Genomic DNA, 14,481 nt, shown 5'->3' with positions numbered 1-14,481 from the left:
TCTCGTCCACAGGTGGGTCGTATCGCGAGTTCTCCACCAGTATCTGCTTTCGGCCTCGGATGTCGGCGCGACGTGGTTGGCTTGACCCATGACACGAGGATCACTCACCATCGACAGGCCGGTCGGAGCACCCGCCCCGGTCTCCGTCGTGCCCTCTAAACGGCAGCGGTTCGCGGCGGCCGTCAGCGCTGTCGTCTCACAGCACAGGGCCATCGCGGCCGCGTATGCGGTTCTGACAGACCTCGTGGAGGAGGCCCGCCTCGCCGGCACCGCCCTGCACACGACGGACTCGTTCACGGGTGGCCCGCAGTGGTCGAGTGACATGGTCGTCGAGCGCCAGCTCATCACCGAACTCGCCGTCGCACTCCACCAGAGCGAGAACGACGCCCGCCGGCTGCTGTACACGAGCGAAGGCCTGACCGGGGCGTTCGCCGCCACCCGGGCTGCCCTCGAGTCTGGTGCGATCTCCTACCGGCACGCCGAGAAGATCGTGCAGCACAGCGCCACCCTGGCGCGGTCGTCCGTCGCGGACTACGAGCGCGCCCTCCTGCCCCAGTTCAGCGGCACCTCGACGCAGCCGCGAGGAGACGCCTCGACATCGATCCCGCCTCCGACGGCATGGCCTACCTGACGCTCTACCTGCCTGCCGTCGAAGCCGTCGCCGTCTACAACCGCGCCCACGAGCTGGCGCGCTCGGCGAAGAACAACGGCGACCCCCGAACCATCGCCCAGCTCCGCGTCGACACCCTCAGCGACCTGCTCCTCAACGGCGAGACGAGCATCGACGGCGTCGCGAGAGGAATCCGTGCCCGCATCCACGTGACTGTGCCTGCCCTCACCCTCCTCACCTCTCCCCCAGCGCCGGGTGCGGCTTCTCCGCAGGGCGGGCGCGCTCCCGTCTCTGGGTCCGCGCAGCTCGAAGGGTACGGGCCGACCGACCGGCTCACCGCTCTCCGCCTCACCCGCGACGCGCCGAGCATAACGCGCGTGCTCACCGACCCCGTCACCGGGTGCGCACTGGCCTACGGGCGCGAGAGGTACCGGCCACCCGCCGATCTCGACGAACTCATCCGCCTGACCTATGCCGAGTGCACCTTTCCACTGAGTTGCGAGTCCTCGGCGACCTCAGACCTAGACCACACCGTCGCCTGGAGCGACGGCGGTCACACCGAACTCCGCAACATCAGCCCGCTCTGCTCACGGCACCACACGGTGAAACACCACACGGAATGGTCCGTCGAACAGGCCCCCGACGGAACAATCACCTGGACGTCGCCGGCAGGCTTCGAGTACATCGTCGAACCGACACCCCTGCCGCAGCACGTGCCGCGTTTCGAGGACGGAGCAGCCATGCGCCCACCTTTCTGACCCCGACGGTAGCCTGAAGCCATGGGTCGGTTCGGGCGAGGCATGTTCGGGCGAGGCATGTTCGGGCGGGGCATGTCACGGCGGAGCCGCCAGCCAGAACCGGCACCCGAGTACTGCGCCACGGTCATCCTCTACCAGGCGATCTCGAAGCTCGACACGCTTGCGGTGATCTCCCTGGCCGTCGATCGGCCTGTCGAGAACGCGAAGCTGGGGCGTCCGATGATCCCGCTGGCCGAGGGGGCGTGGGTGGAGGTCGAGCTTCCGAAGCTCGGCGAACCGCCGCCACTCGCGATCGATGTCTACAGCAGCGTGAGCACCGACCAGGCGAGGCTCCAGGCGTTGACGCTCGTGGCGACGCTGCGTCAACAGACCGGCTGGGACGTCCGCCCCGACTTCGGCCCGGGCGACGACGACTGACAGTGGAATGGCTGTCAGCTGCCCAGGCCGAGCGCACCGGCTAGAACGGCGCGACGCCTGAGCGGTCGATGAAGGTGCCGGTCGGGCCCGAACCGTTGCGGGTGGCGAGTTCGACGACGGCATCCGTGCCCTCCGTCACGCTCTGGGGGCCGCTGTGTCCGTTCAGGTCGGTCGCGGTGTAGCCGGGGTCGGCTGCGTTGATACGGAACTCCGGGAGCGCCTTCGCGTACTGCACGGTGAGCATGGTGACGGCCGACTTCGAGGCGGTGTAGAGGGGCGCGATGATCGTCGACTCGATGCGTGAGCTGTCGTGCACCGCCCCGAAGGAGCCGAGGCCGCTCGTGACGTTGACGATGGTCGGCGCATCCGAGGCGCTGAGGAGCGGGGCGAAGGCCCGGGTGAGCCGCACGATCCCGATCACGTTGGTGCCGAAGACCCGTTCCGCGTCGGCGGCGGTCTGGTCGAGAGCGTCGACGTACGGCCCGGCGATGCCGGCGTTGTTGATGAGCACGTCGAGTCCGCCGGCTTCCGTGAGGGTGGTGACGGCGGCATCCACCGAGGTGTCGTCGGTCACGTCGAGCTGCACGAAGCGGGCCCCGAGGGCATCGGCTGCGGCCCGGCCCCTGGTCTCGTCGCGGGCGCCGATCCAGACGGTGTGTCCTTCGCCGATGAGGCGGCGGGCGGTTTCGTAGCCGAGGCCCTTGTTGGCCCCGGAGATCAGTGTTGTTGTCATGTGCCCAGTCTTGACCGTGGATGCGGGGGTGTCGTGGCCCGGCGGAGCATATGGACTGGCGGTACCACCCTGCACCCTTCGATCGACGGGCGGAGCGGCGCCGGAGGGCGCAGACTGGGGTGATGCAGGATGATCCGCACGGCGACCTCGGGGCACTCCTCCGTTCCTGGCGCGACCGTCTCTCCCCCGTCGACGTCGGACTCGCGGCGGGTGACTCCCGCCGGGCTGCGGGACTCCGGCGCGAAGAGCTCGCCGCCCTCGCGGGGTTGAGCGTCGACTACGTGGTGCGACTCGAACAGGGCCGGGCCCGCCGGCCCTCGGCACAGGTCGCCGCGGCCCTCGCCCGGGCCCTCCAGCTGAGCGAGGCGGAGCGCGACCGCCTGTTCATCGTCGCGGGGCTCCTTCCTCCGTCGCCCCGCGAGGTGCCCGCCCACATCCCGCCGGGGGTGCAGCGCCTCGTCGCCCGCCTCGGCGAGGTGCCGCTGGCGGTCTTCACCGCGTCGTGGGACCTCATCTCGTGGAGCCCGCTCTGGGCGGCGCTCCTCGGCGAGCCGGTGACGGGTGCGCGCCCGGGCTCCCGGCCGAACCTCATCCGCTCGCTCTTCACCGGCGAGCCCCTCCACGAGGGAGAGAACGGCATCGTCAGCCGGTCGGGCAGCCTCGAGCGTTTCGGCGTCTCTCTCGTCGGCGACCTCCGCAGGGTGCAGGGCCGGTATCCGGATGATCGGGGGGTCGGCGCGCTCGTCACGGAACTGCTTCACGCGAGCCCCGAGTTCCGCCGACTCTGGGAGAGCGGAGCGGTGGGCGAGCACCAGTCCGAGCGGAAGGTCATGCGCAATGCTGTCGTGGGTGACGTCGAGCTCGACTGCGATGTGTTCAGCGTGGCCGGCAGTGACGTGCGCATCGTCGCCTACACGGCGGCCACGGGATCCGACGCCGCAGCGAAGCTCGACTTCCTGCGGGTGTCGGCGGTCGGGGCCGCGACGCGCTAGGTGCCACTGCGGCTGGTCGGTCCACCGCCACGCCCGCGGCGAACGAGCGCGTTCCGCACGACGCGCATCACCCCGAGGAATCCGAAGAACCCGATGACGGCACCGAGCAGGTCGAACAGGTCGAGGTTCGGAGCGAGCAGAGGCCCCGTGCCCGACACGATGAGAACGATCGCCACGACGACGGCGGCGATCGACACGAAGGCCCCCACGATCTCACCGACGATCCCGTTGATGAAACCCCGGTCATCCGATGCCGCGAACTGCCGCACCCTCACGCCGAGCGTGCCCTTCTCGAGTTGTGTGAGCAGCGCATCGGCGCGCCTCGGCAGCGTGCGGAGGATGGCGGCCGAATTGGAGGCCTCCGCCTGGGCCGAGGCGGCGAGACGCTTCAGGCTGAGCATGCGCAGAAGGAGCTGCGGCACCCGGTCGAGCGCCGCCCCCATCATGTCGAAGTCGGGCACCAGCACGTGCAGGCACCCCTCGAGGGTGGCGAAACTGCGGAACGCCGACGCGAGGGTCGACGGCAGGGCGATGTGGTGCTGTCGGATCACGTCGAGCATCAGCGTGAAGATGGATCCGCCCGCCCCGCCGTTCCGGTGCCGCACAGTCGTCAGCATGATGCCGATGTCGTGCCGGAACGAGTCGATGTCGGTCTCCGGCGGCACATCGACGATGAGCAGCAGGGCATCCGTCGCCGCGATGTCGTCCTCGTTCGATGCGGCGAGCAGCAGGGTGGCGAGACGCTCGCGCTGGCTCCGCTCGATGATGCCGATGGCACCGAAGTCGATCAGTCCGAGCGATCCGTCCTCCCTCAGGATGACGTTGCCGGGGTGGAGGTCTGCGTGGAACACCCCGTAGACGAGGATCTGCTCGAGCACCGTGTTCATCAGCCCGGTCGCGAGTGTGTTCCGTTCGTCGGCGTTCAGCAGGGCGAGGCGATCGGATGACCGGCTGAGCGGCGTGCCGTCGACGAGGTCCATCGTGATCATGCGCCGGCTGCTCGCGTCAGGGTAGACCACGGGAACACTGAGGGGAGCCGTCTGGGAGCCGGGCTGTGGACGCGAACCGGCCTCCGCGATCCGCCGCAGGGTCGAACGGATCATCTCGGTGTTGTTGTACTCGATCGTGTAGTCGAGCTCGTCGAGCAGCGTGGTTGTGAAGCCTCTTGCCACCGACTCGGCCCGCAGGTCCCGGCCCTGCTGGGTCTGCTGTTCGGCGCGGCGGGCGAGGCGCAGGATGATGTCGACATCAGCCTCGACCTGCGCGCGGGCGGTCGGGCGCTGCACCTTGACGACCACCTTCGTGCCGTCGAGCAGGGTCGCCCGGTGCACCTGGGCGACGGAGGCGGCGGCGAGCGGGGTGGGGTCGATGTGCTCGAAGACGGCATCGATCGGGCGGCCGAGTTCGCTCTCGATGGCCGTACGGATCTCCGGCCACGGCAGGGTCGTCGCGCTCGACTGCAGGGAGGCGAGGGCGCTGAGATAGGGCTCGGGAATGAGGTCGCGACGGGTGGAGAGCACCTGCCCGATCTTCACGAAGGTGACGCCCGAGGCGTTGATCGTCGAGATCACGGCGTTCGCGCGCTGCTGCGCCGTGCTGAGATCGGATGACCGGCGAGCCCGGCCCGAGAAGATGAAGCCGGCTCCGTGCCGCGATGCGATCTCGAGGATCTGGAGGTAGCGACGGGTGCGGCGCCGCTGCGCGAGGGCACCGCGCACGACGTCGATCGGGTTGGCCTTCGGCCGGGTGGGCACCAGGGCTTCGAGGCCGACCAGCACAGCGACGCCGAGCGCGAAGATCCACGCGACGCTCAGCACGAGCACGATGATGCCGACGGTGTTCGACGTCTGGAACGTGTGATTGTCTCCCGACACCGTGCCGGTGCGCTCTCCCACCCAGAAGGCGAACGGGAGCCCCGAGACGAAGACGAGGATGCCCACGACGATGCTCCGCGGCCAGCCGACCGGCCCCCCGAGCACCCGCCTCGAGACGAGCCCGACGAGCACCGCGGAGACGATCCCGACGAGGACGATGACGACGTCTGCGAGCACGGTCGACATCAGCCTTCGACGACCGGCGGGGCGGGGTGCGGGACGGGAGGCGAGGCGGGGTGCGGGGCCCAGAAGCCGAGGTGCGGCTGGCGGGCCTCGTCGAGGAGGGCCGGGCCCGCGACATCCACTGCGCGATTGCCGCGCGCGAAGACCTCGCGGCAGGGGAGAAGAAGTGTGGGGGCATCCGAATCGGGGCCGACGACAGCGAGCAGGCCGATCTCGTCGAGGGCGAACACGACGCGGCCGATGCCCGACCAGAAGATCGCGCCCGAGCACATGGCGCACGGCTCGCAGCTCGTGTAGAGGGTGTAAGCGGAGAGCTCGGCTGCGGAGAAGGCGGCGCTCGCCAGGCGCACGAGATTCGTCTCGGCGTGGGCCGTGACATCCGAATCCGTGGTCACCGAGTTCTCGGCGGTCAGCACCACGGCACCATCCGCATCGGTCAGCAGAGCGCCGAACGGATGGTTGCCGTGGGCCGCGGCCTCGGCGGCGATCGCGATCGTGCGGTGCAGCAGATCGAGATCGACACCGGTGACGGACGGGTCGGGCTGGGACGGCTCGGGAGGCGAGGTCATCCCGCCAGAATAGCGAGAACCCGAAGGTATCGCGGGCCGTCGGGGAGGGACTACGCGCGACGGGCCTTCACGCGGGTGTAGATGAACAGCACGATGATCGCGCCGATGATGGAGCCGATGATGCCCGACGGCTGGAAGAAGCCGTCCATGTTGTCGCTGCGGAAGATGACGTAGGCGAGGAACCCGCCCACGAACGAACCGACGATGCCCAGGATGATCGTCATGAGGATCGACATGTCCTGCTTGCCGGGGATGATCAGGCGGGCGAGGGCACCGGCGATGAGGCCGATGACGATGAGGCTGATGATGAGACCGAGCATTGTGTGCTTGCTTTGCTGTGAATGCGCGCGCCAGTCGTGGAACGCGCCCCCAGCCTAGAAGTTCGGTGTTTTCTGTGCGGGGACTGGCAATGTTCCCGAAAACGTGCTTACGAGCGGTCGATTCTCAGTGGACTTCGTTCGATTCGAGCGCATTCGTGATGAAGGTGTGCGCGTGCTTCGCGAGCGCGGGCCCGTCGTTCCAGAGGTTCCGCCAGATCGAGAGGTCGGTTGAGAGCGTCTCCGAGACGACAGCACTCGAGAACGACTCGAACGTGATGCCGCCGGTGTAGCCGATGTCGGCCAGCGAGTGGAAGAACGTCGTGAAGTCGAGGTGCCCGCTGCCGAGGTAGCCCCGGTGGTTCTCCCCGATGTGCACGTAGCCGAGACGGTCTCCCACGAGGGCGAAGGGGCGGACGAAGTCGTCCTCCTCGATGTTCATGTGGTAGCTGTCGAGGTGCACGGTGACGTTGTCCTCGCCGATGTCGTCGGCCAGCATCAGCGCCTGCTCGGCGGTGTTGACCACGTTCGTCTCGTAGCGGTTGCAGACCTCGAGCCCGAGGGTCATCCCCTTGCCCTGGGCGTCCTTCGCGGCATCCTTCAGCACGGCGACCGCATTCGCGCGGCCTGCGGCGGTGAGCGCGCGACCGTAGTTGCCGAAGGCGCTGTAGAGGGCTCCGGTGAGGAGCGTGCCACCGAGTTCGTGCACGGCCTGGATGCTCGTGCGGAGCAGCTCCGCACCGCGGGCGACGACGGCGGTGTCCTCGCTCGAGACGTCGGCGTCGAAAGCGAGCCCGCGGGAGCAGACGACCCCGAGACCGGCCGCTTCGAGCGCGGCGCGGGCGTGGCCGGTGTCGAGGGCCTGGGCATCCTGGAGCGACAGTTCGAGCACGTCGTAACCCGCCGCCTTCGTCTGCTCGATGGCGTAGTCGACCTCGGCGGGCGAGGTGCCGCCCGAGAAGACGAGGGCGTGGACTCCGAGTTTGTTGACGGGCATTGTCATCCTTGATCTGCTGTCGGGGGCGTTCCCGGCCAACACTATCGGCTGGCGGGGCTGGGGGCGCTGGGGCTGGCGGGGCGGGGGCTGGCGGCGTTCTCCCGGATCGGATCGGTACTGTTCGTGGCATGCCCACGATTCTTCGCGTCGCATCTGCTGGCCCTCGACCCCTGACGGATTCCGGACCCGCCGCCCTGGCGCCCTCTGCCTCGGAGCCCGCCGTGGGCGAACCGGGCGGCCTCATCGGATTCGCCCTCACCCTCATGAACAGCCTCGGCGAGTGGGGCGTCGGCCTGTTCACTCTGCTCGAGACGGTGTTCCCGCCCATCCCGAGCGAGATCGTGCTGCCGCTCGCCGGGTACCTCGCCCAGCTCGGGCGCCTCAACATGGTGCTCGTGGTGGTGCTCAGCACGCTCGGCGCCTACCTCGGTGCGCTGCTGCTGTACGCGCTCGGGGCGGCGCTCGGTCTCGAGCGCTCGATCCGGTGGCTGTCGAGGCTGCCTCTCGTCGATCGCGAGGACTTCACGAAGGCGGCCGACTGGTTCGCACGGCACGGCCGCACGGCGGTGTTCTTCGGGCGGCTCGTGCCGGGCATCCGGAGCCTGATCTCGCTGCCGGCGGGCGCCGAACGGATGCCGCTCCTCACGTTCAGCGTCTTCACGCTGGCCGGCAGCCTGCTCTGGAACGGGCTGCTGATCGGGCTCGGCGCCCTGCTCGGAACGCAGTACGAACTCATCGACCGGTACTCGGAGGTGCTCAACTACGCCGTCTATGCCGCGCTGGCCGGGGTTGTCGTGTGGCTTGTGGTGCGGCGCGTGCGGCGCCTGATTCGCACCCGGCCCGACCGCGCCGGGCGGATGCCGTAGCGTTGGAACATGACCGAGACGGACACCCTGGCCACTGCCCGCGCGACCGTGCGGGAGGCTCTCGCTCTCAGCCCGGTGATCGACGGGCACAACGACTGGGCCTATGAGTGCCGGCTGCACCGCGGGTACTCGGTCGAGGGTCTCGAGGCGGGGCTCGCCACCGACACCGACATAGCCCGGCTCCGCGCGGGCGGCGTGGGCGGCCAGTTCTGGTCGGTGTACGTCGAGGACTCGACGGGTCTCCCCGAAGGGGGTGCAGGCGGCGCGGGCGGCGCCGGTTCCGTCGCGGGCAGCGCCGCCGCTGTGCAGGCCACGCTCGAGCAGATCGACTGGGTGTACCGGCTCGCCGCGCGCTACCCCGACGACTTCCGGATCGTCCGCACCGCCGACGAGGTCGAGGCCGCCGTGGCCTCCGGCCGCATCGCGTCGCTCCTCGGAGCCGAGGGCGCCCACAGCCTGAACGACTCGCCCGCAGTGCTCCGGATGCTCGCGCGGCTGGGGGTGCGCTACCTGACGCTCACGCACGTGCACAACACGAGCTGGGCCGACTCGGGAACGGACATCCCGGAGCACGATGGACTGTCACCGCGGGGTGTCGACTACATCCGCGAGATGAACCGGCTCGGGATGCTCGTCGACCTCTCGCACGTCTCACCGGCCACGATGCACCAGGCGCTCGACGCGACATCCGCCCCCGTGATCTTCAGCCACAGCTCGTGCCAGGCGCTCTCGCCGCACCCGCGGAACGTGCCCGACGACGTGCTCGCCCGCCTCGCGGCGAACGGCGGCGTGCTGATGGTGACGTTCGTGCCGCAGTTCTTGAGCGCCGCCTACTCGGACTGGTTCGACGGGCCGCGCACGGGGCCGGCCCCTCGGGTGACGGTCTCGGATGTCGCGGACCACGTCGAGCACGCCCGGTCGGTGGCAGGCGCGGCGCACATCGGCCTCGGCGGCGACTTCGACGGCACCGACGAGTTCCCGACGGGACTCGAGGGCGTCGACGGCTACCCCGTGCTGCTCGAGGAGCTCGCGCGCCGGGGTTGGAGCGCGGCCTCCCTCGCGGCGCTGGCCGGCGGCAACATCCTGCGCGTGCTGCGGGAGACCGACGCCGCGTACCTCAGCGGCGGCGCGGGCGCGCCCGCCCTCGAGCTGTAGGCGCCCGCCCTCGAGCTGTAGGCGCCCGCCCGCGCCCGCACGCGCCCTCCCGCCCGCTCGCCCGTCCGCCCGTCCGCCCGGGAGGAACTCAGCCGATCCGACGCTCTATTCGCCTCGGTTGGGCCGTGCTCCTCCCTGAGCGGATGTCGCGCGAAAAAGTTGTCCACAGATTTGCCGACAGCGCCCCGGACGGCGCGACGCGCGGCCACACTGCTCGGCATGGAACTCGAAGAACGCATGACCCGGCTCGGCGGGGTCGCCCACACCAGCCAGCTCGAGACGTTGGGCGTCACTCCCGCAGGTGTGCGCCACGCCGTTCGCGCCGGCACCCTCATCCGTCTCCGTCGCGGATGGGTGCACACGCTGGATGCGCCCCGCGACGTCATCCGGGCAGTCCGGGTCGGCGGCACCCTCACCTCGCTCTCCGCACTCGAACCCCTGGGCGTCTGGTGCGCGACGGATGGCCTCCTACACGTTCGGGTCGGACGGCATGCAGGCCACCTCTCCTCCCCCGACGACAGGGCTGAACCGCTCGGCGAACCATCGGCCCACGGCGTCTGCCTCCATCGGAGCCGAACGGGTTCATGTGCCCCTGTCGTCGCCAGGGACTCCCTTGAAGAGGCCCTCATGCAGATGGTCGACTGCCAGGAGCGCAATCACGCTGTAGCCGCTTTCGATTCAGCGCTGAAGAAGAGACTGACCAATCGGTACCGGCTGGGCATCCACGCCTCACGACTCACACACGAGCATCGGGAGGTGCTCGCCCTGTCGAGTGCATCTTCCCACTCGGGGCTGGAGACCACCGCGCGTCTCCGGCTCCGCGCGCTCGGGATCACCTACCGCACCCAGGTGCAGGTGCGTGGCGTGGGCGCCGTCGACCTCGTCGTGGGTGACAGACTCGTGATCGAGCTCGACGGCAGGGAGTGGCACTCGACGGAAGCCGCTTTCGCCGAGGACCGACGTCGTGACTTCCTCCTCCACGAGTACGGATGCTCGGTTCTGCGGTTCACCTACGCGCAGGTGATCTTCGAATGGCCGCGTGTGGAGGCTCTGATCCGGGCGATCGTCGCCCGGAAGGAGCATCGCTGGAGCGCCCGCCAGCTCCGCGCTGGGCTCGGGCTGCCGCTGGAGTGAAGCCCGGCGACCCCGCACGCCCTCCGCTGTTCCCGTTCGGGAGGAGCACAGCCGATCCGACCCTGTATACAGCGAGGATCGGCGGCGCTCCTCCCGGACGAGAGCGGGGTGGAGCCGCGAGGCGGGGGGCAGGCGGCGGGACGGGGGCGGAGGATGCGGTGGGGCGGGGGCAGGCGGAGGGGCGGGGGTCAGGCGGCGGGGAGGCGGCCGAGGCCGTCGGCCACGGGGATGGCGGCGAGCAGGCGCTGCGTGTACGGGTCGGCGGGGGCCGACCAGACCGAGGCGACGGGGCCGGTCTCGACGATGCGTCCGGCCTGCATGACGGCCACCCGGTCGGCCACGACGCGCACGACCGACAGGTCGTGGCTGATGAACAGCAGCGAGGCGCCGTTCTTCAGCGCGACGTCACGCATCAGCGTGGCGACCTTGGCCTGGAGCGACGCGTCGAGCGAGGCGATGGGTTCGTCGCCGACGAGGATGTCCGGCCGCGCCCCCATTGCGCGGGCGATCGCGATGCGCTGCCGTTGTCCGCCAGAGAACTGGTGCGGGAACATCCCCGCCGCGTTCCGGTCGAGTTCGACGTCGTCGAGCAACTGGGCCACGGATGACCGTTCCGAAGCGGGAGCGATGGCGAGGCCATCCGCGATCTGGTCCCCGACCCGGCGGCGCGGGTTCAGCGAGCTGTACGGGTTCTGGAACACCATCTGGATGCGGAGCAGGTGCGCCGGGCGCCGCCGGAGCCCGAGAGTCGGGATCGACTGCCCGTCGAAGGTGACCGTTCCGGACGAGAGCGGCTCGAGACCGCAGATGGCGCGGGCGAGGGTCGACTTTCCGCAGCCCGACTCCCCCACCAACCCGAGCACTTCGCCGGGTGCGAGGTCGAAGCTCACGCCGTCGACGGCCGCGAGGAGGCGCCGCCCGGGGAGCTTGTAGGTAACGTGGGCGTCGCGCACGGCGAGCTGGCCGGCCATCAGAGTTGTCCTTCGGTTGTGTTCTCTGCCGGCGGGTGCGGCAGCGCATCGATGAGCGCCTTCGTGTACGCGCTCTGCGGCTCGCGGATCACCTGGTAGCGCGAGCCGTGCTCCACCACCTCGCCGTAGCGCATGACGGTCACCGTGTCGGCGAGCGCCGACATCACGCCTAGGTCGTGCGTCACGAGCAGGATCGCCAGGTCGAGGGTGTCGCAGAGCTCCCGCAGCAGGTGCAGGATGCCCGCCTGAACGGTCACGTCCAGCGCGGTCGTGGGTTCGTCGGCGATGAGCACGCTGGGCTCCGAGGCCAGCGCGATGGCGATCGCGATGCGCTGCAGCTGCCCGCCCGAGAACTGGTGCGGGTACTTCTTCAACGCCGTCTCAGGATCGGGAACACGAACGCGCGAGAGCAGCGCAAGAGCCCGCGTGCGCGCCTCCGACCGCGAAATGTGGAGGTGGTGCCGCATCCCGTCCGTGAGTTGCGCCTCGATGGTGATCATCGGGTGCAGGCTCGCTGTCGGGTCCTGGAAGATCATCGCGATCTCGCGGCCCCGGAGCGCGTTCATCGCCCGCGGCCGGAGCGCGAGCAGGTTCGGCGCCGCACCGCGGGGTCCTGTGTAGGAGATGGTGCCGCCGAGACGGGATCCGGCCGGCTGCAGTCCGCAGATCGCGAGGCCCGTCATCGTCTTGCCCGAACCCGACTCGCCCGCGAGCCCGGTGATCGAGCCTGCCGGGATGTCGAGGTCGATACCGCGGAGGATCTGCTTGGCAGACCCCTTCGAGCCGAGTTCTAGGGTCAGGCCACGGAGGCTGAGCCCGTGCGGCGTGGTGTCACTCATATCTTCACCCCCTGCACAGCGCCCGCGGTGCGCGGGTCGAGCGAATCGCGGAGCGCGTCGCCCACGAGGTTGAACGCCACGACGACGGTGAAGATCGCGAGCCCGGGGAAGGCCGCAAGCCACCAGTCGCTGAAGTTCTGCACGCCGTCGGCGACCATCGCGCCCCACTCCGGCGTCGGCGGCGTGGCCCCAAGACCGAGGAACGACAGCCCCGACAGCAGCAGGATGGCGTTGCCGAAGTCGAGCGTGGCGAGCACCAGCACGGGCGCGGCTACGTTCGGCAGGATGTCGCGCTGCAACGACCGGAACGGGCTGAACCCGAGCAGCCGGCCGGCGACCACGTATTCGCGCGAGCGCGCCCCGAGCACCATCGACCGCATCACGCGGGCGTAACTCGGCCACGAGACGAACAGCAGCGCGATGACCGCATTCGTGAGACTCGGCCCGAGGGCGGCCGTCACGATCATGGCCAGGATGATCGTGGGGAACGCGAACACCAGGTCGGCGACCCGCATGATGACCTCGTCGACAGCGCGGCCGAAGTACCCCGCGATGGCGCCGAGCACCGACCCGATGATGGCCGACGCGACGACGAGGATGAGTGCCAGCGGCAGCGAGATCCGGGCTCCGTAGAGGGTGCGGCTGAGCACATCGCGGCCGAGCGAGTCCGTGCCGAACCAGTTGACCGGCCCCGGCGGCTGCAGCCTGTCGAACTGCTGGGCGAGCGGATCGAAGGGCGCGATCCACGGCACGAAGATCGCGACGATGAACCAGAGCGCGATGATCGTGAAACCGATGACGGCCATCGGGCGTCGATAGGCCGAGGGGAGGCGGAGGCGCGAGCGCACGGCCGCGAAACGGAGGCGCGTGGCGGCACCGGCGGTGGGAGCATCCAGAGCGGGATCCAGGGGGACAGGATTTTGAAGGTCAGGCCGACTCACTGCACACGCACCCGGGGGTCGATGACGCCGTAGACGACGTCGATGATGAAGTTGGTCAGGATGTACACCACACCGACCACGAGCCCGACGCCCATGACGGCGGGCAGATCCAGCGTCGTCGCCGACTTGTAGGCGTACTGGCCGATACCTCCCCAGCCGAACACCTGCTCGGTGAGCACTGTGCCCGAAAGCAGCGAGCCGAAGGCGAGGCCGACGATCGTGAGGATCGGCAGGGATGCCCCGCGGAGCACGTAGCGGAAGATGACGGCCGCCGAGCTGAGGCCCTTGGCCCGCGCGGCCAGCACGTACTCCTGGTTCAGAACGTCGAGCACCGCCGAGCGGGAGAAGCGCACCAGGAGACCGACCGTGAAGAGCACGAGCACGAGACCCGGCAGGATCAGGTGCGAGAGCGCATTCCAGAAGGTCGTGTACTGGCCTGCGACCAGCGCGTCGACCGTGTACAGGCCGGTGACCTTCGGCGGCGCCTGGAGCGAGGCGCTCAGACGGCCGGTTCCCGGCGCCCAGTGCAGTTGGTAGAAGAAGACGTAGAACGCCGCGAGTGCGAGCCAGAACGTCGGGATCGAGATGCCGATCAGGCTGACCACCCGGAAGAGCTGGTCGACGAAACGGTTCTGCCGAAGGGCGGCCCACGTTCCGAGCCCCACACCGATGATGATCGAGAAGACGATGACGAACAGCGCGAGCTCCGCGGTCGCCGGGAAGGCGACCGAGAGATCCTGGGTGACCGGGTTGTGCGACTGCGTCGACGTGCCGAGGTTGCCCTGGAAGAGGTGCGCAATGTAGAGGAGGTACTGCGTGACGACCGGCTTGTCGAGCCCCTGCGCCTCGCGGAACGCGGCCACGATCGCCGGATCGGATGCCGCACGCTCACCGAGCGCGGCCTGCGCCGGGTCGGCGGGCACGAGGTTCGCGAGGGTGAACGTCACCAGCGTGACGCCGAAGATGAGCAGAACGCTGATACCGAAGCGGATCAGGATGTACCGGGCCAACGGCCCCAGGTGCGGGCCACGACGGAGCGTGACCGGCACCTGGGCGCTGGATGTTGTGGTGCTGATGAGCTGTTCTCTACTTTGTGTCGGAGATTGACTGTGTGAGCGAATGACT

16 protein-coding genes are annotated in these 14,481 nt (G+C 69.4%); 7 read left to right on the top strand and 9 right to left on the bottom strand.

The features are described 5' to 3' along the window. The first annotated feature begins 88 nt into the window (after nt 1-88). The 3 genes from B7R21_RS04970 to B7R21_RS04960 are packed head-to-tail and all read left to right on the top strand — an operon-like array spanning nt 89 to nt 1,785. Nucleotides 89-631 carry a hypothetical protein gene (locus B7R21_RS04970; protein ID WP_116282132.1) on the top strand — a complete coding sequence of 181 codons (543 nt, stop codon included), beginning with the start codon at nt 89-91 and terminating at the stop codon, nt 629-631. After that, nucleotides 619-1,368 carry an HNH endonuclease signature motif containing protein gene (locus tag B7R21_RS21110; RefSeq protein WP_116282131.1) on the top strand — a complete coding sequence of 250 codons (750 nt, stop codon included), beginning with the start codon at nt 619-621 and terminating at the stop codon, nt 1,366-1,368. The genes B7R21_RS04970 and B7R21_RS21110 overlap by 13 nt, the downstream gene beginning before the upstream one ends. Before the next feature lie 21 nt (nt 1,369-1,389). Next, entirely contained in the window at nt 1,390-1,785 is a 396-nt protein-coding gene (locus B7R21_RS04960) for a hypothetical protein (RefSeq protein ID WP_147305810.1), read from the top strand. 40 nt (nt 1,786-1,825) lie between these two features. Here the strand turns inward: B7R21_RS04960 and B7R21_RS04955 are convergent, their stop codons facing one another. Further along, nucleotides 1,826-2,518 (bottom strand): SDR family NAD(P)-dependent oxidoreductase, encoded by a 693-nt coding sequence (locus B7R21_RS04955; RefSeq protein WP_116282129.1) that lies wholly within the window; start codon nt 2,516-2,518, stop codon nt 1,826-1,828. 122 nt (nt 2,519-2,640) lie between these two features. Between B7R21_RS04955 and B7R21_RS04950 the strand changes: the two genes are divergently transcribed. Further along, a complete protein-coding gene (locus tag B7R21_RS04950; RefSeq protein WP_116282128.1) occupies nt 2,641-3,510 on the top strand; it encodes a helix-turn-helix domain-containing protein in 870 nt (289 codons plus the stop codon). On the opposite strand, the gene B7R21_RS04945 is transcribed toward B7R21_RS04950, so the two are convergent. From B7R21_RS04945 to B7R21_RS04930, 4 genes are all read right to left on the bottom strand, one after another. After that, entirely contained in the window at nt 3,507-5,570 is a 2,064-nt protein-coding gene (locus tag B7R21_RS04945; protein ID WP_116282127.1) for an ABC1 kinase family protein, read from the bottom strand. The two genes, B7R21_RS04950 and B7R21_RS04945, sit on opposite strands and share 4 nt — an antisense overlap. Next, nucleotides 5,570-6,136: a nucleoside deaminase gene (locus B7R21_RS04940; protein ID WP_116282126.1), complete on the bottom strand. Its 567-nt coding sequence runs from the start codon at nt 6,134-6,136 to the stop codon at nt 5,570-5,572. Before B7R21_RS04940 ends, B7R21_RS04945 begins: the two co-directional genes overlap by 1 nt. 50 nt (nt 6,137-6,186) lie before the next feature. After that, nucleotides 6,187-6,456: a GlsB/YeaQ/YmgE family stress response membrane protein gene (locus B7R21_RS04935; RefSeq protein WP_116282125.1), complete on the bottom strand. Its 270-nt coding sequence runs from the start codon at nt 6,454-6,456 to the stop codon at nt 6,187-6,189. A gap of 124 nt (nt 6,457-6,580) precedes the next feature. After that, complete coding sequence (locus B7R21_RS04930) at nt 6,581-7,450, bottom strand: sugar phosphate isomerase/epimerase family protein (RefSeq protein WP_116282124.1); 870 nt, start codon at nt 7,448-7,450, stop codon at nt 6,581-6,583. Between the two features lie 263 nt (nt 7,451-7,713). On the opposite strand from B7R21_RS04930, the gene B7R21_RS04925 reads away from it, so the two are divergent. The 3 genes from B7R21_RS04925 (at nt 7,714) to B7R21_RS04915 (ending at nt 10,605) form a co-directional block, all read left to right on the top strand. Continuing rightward, the gene (locus B7R21_RS04925) at nt 7,714-8,316 is read left to right on the top strand and encodes a DedA family protein (RefSeq protein ID WP_253259654.1); all 603 of its coding nucleotides are present in this window, start codon (nt 7,714-7,716) and stop codon (nt 8,314-8,316) included. A 9-nt stretch (nt 8,317-8,325) separates the two neighbouring features. After that, nucleotides 8,326-9,471, top strand: a complete 1,146-nt coding sequence (locus B7R21_RS04920; protein ID WP_116282122.1) for a dipeptidase — start codon at nt 8,326-8,328, stop codon at nt 9,469-9,471. A 219-nt stretch (nt 9,472-9,690) separates the two neighbouring features. After that, nucleotides 9,691-10,605 (top strand): type IV toxin-antitoxin system AbiEi family antitoxin domain-containing protein, encoded by a 915-nt coding sequence (locus B7R21_RS04915; protein ID WP_147305809.1) that lies wholly within the window; start codon nt 9,691-9,693, stop codon nt 10,603-10,605. Between the two features lie 188 nt (nt 10,606-10,793). Here the strand turns inward: B7R21_RS04915 and B7R21_RS04910 are convergent, their stop codons facing one another. From B7R21_RS04910 to B7R21_RS04895, 4 genes are read right to left on the bottom strand one after another with little or no spacing between them, the layout of a single operon-like run. Next, the gene (locus B7R21_RS04910; protein ID WP_116282120.1) at nt 10,794-11,576 is read right to left on the bottom strand and encodes an ABC transporter ATP-binding protein; all 783 of its coding nucleotides are present in this window, start codon (nt 11,574-11,576) and stop codon (nt 10,794-10,796) included. After that, complete coding sequence (locus tag B7R21_RS04905) at nt 11,576-12,415, bottom strand: ABC transporter ATP-binding protein (RefSeq protein ID WP_116282119.1); 840 nt, start codon at nt 12,413-12,415, stop codon at nt 11,576-11,578. Before B7R21_RS04905 ends, B7R21_RS04910 begins: the two co-directional genes overlap by 1 nt. Then, on the bottom strand, nt 12,412-13,356 hold the full coding sequence (locus tag B7R21_RS04900; RefSeq protein ID WP_253259639.1) for an ABC transporter permease: 945 nt from the start codon (nt 13,354-13,356) through the stop codon (nt 12,412-12,414). The genes B7R21_RS04905 and B7R21_RS04900 overlap by 4 nt, the downstream gene beginning before the upstream one ends. Continuing rightward, the gene (locus B7R21_RS04895; protein WP_116282117.1) at nt 13,353-14,405 is read right to left on the bottom strand and encodes an ABC transporter permease; all 1,053 of its coding nucleotides are present in this window, start codon (nt 14,403-14,405) and stop codon (nt 13,353-13,355) included. The genes B7R21_RS04900 and B7R21_RS04895 overlap by 4 nt, the downstream gene beginning before the upstream one ends. Nucleotides 14,406-14,481: the final 76 nt, after the last annotated feature.

Source organism: Subtercola boreus, assembly GCF_003399625.1.
Taxonomy (GTDB): domain Bacteria; phylum Actinomycetota; class Actinomycetes; order Actinomycetales; family Microbacteriaceae; genus Subtercola; species Subtercola boreus_C.
Note: the sequence above shows the minus strand (reverse complement) of the source record. Positions and strands in the feature narration are given on the sequence as shown.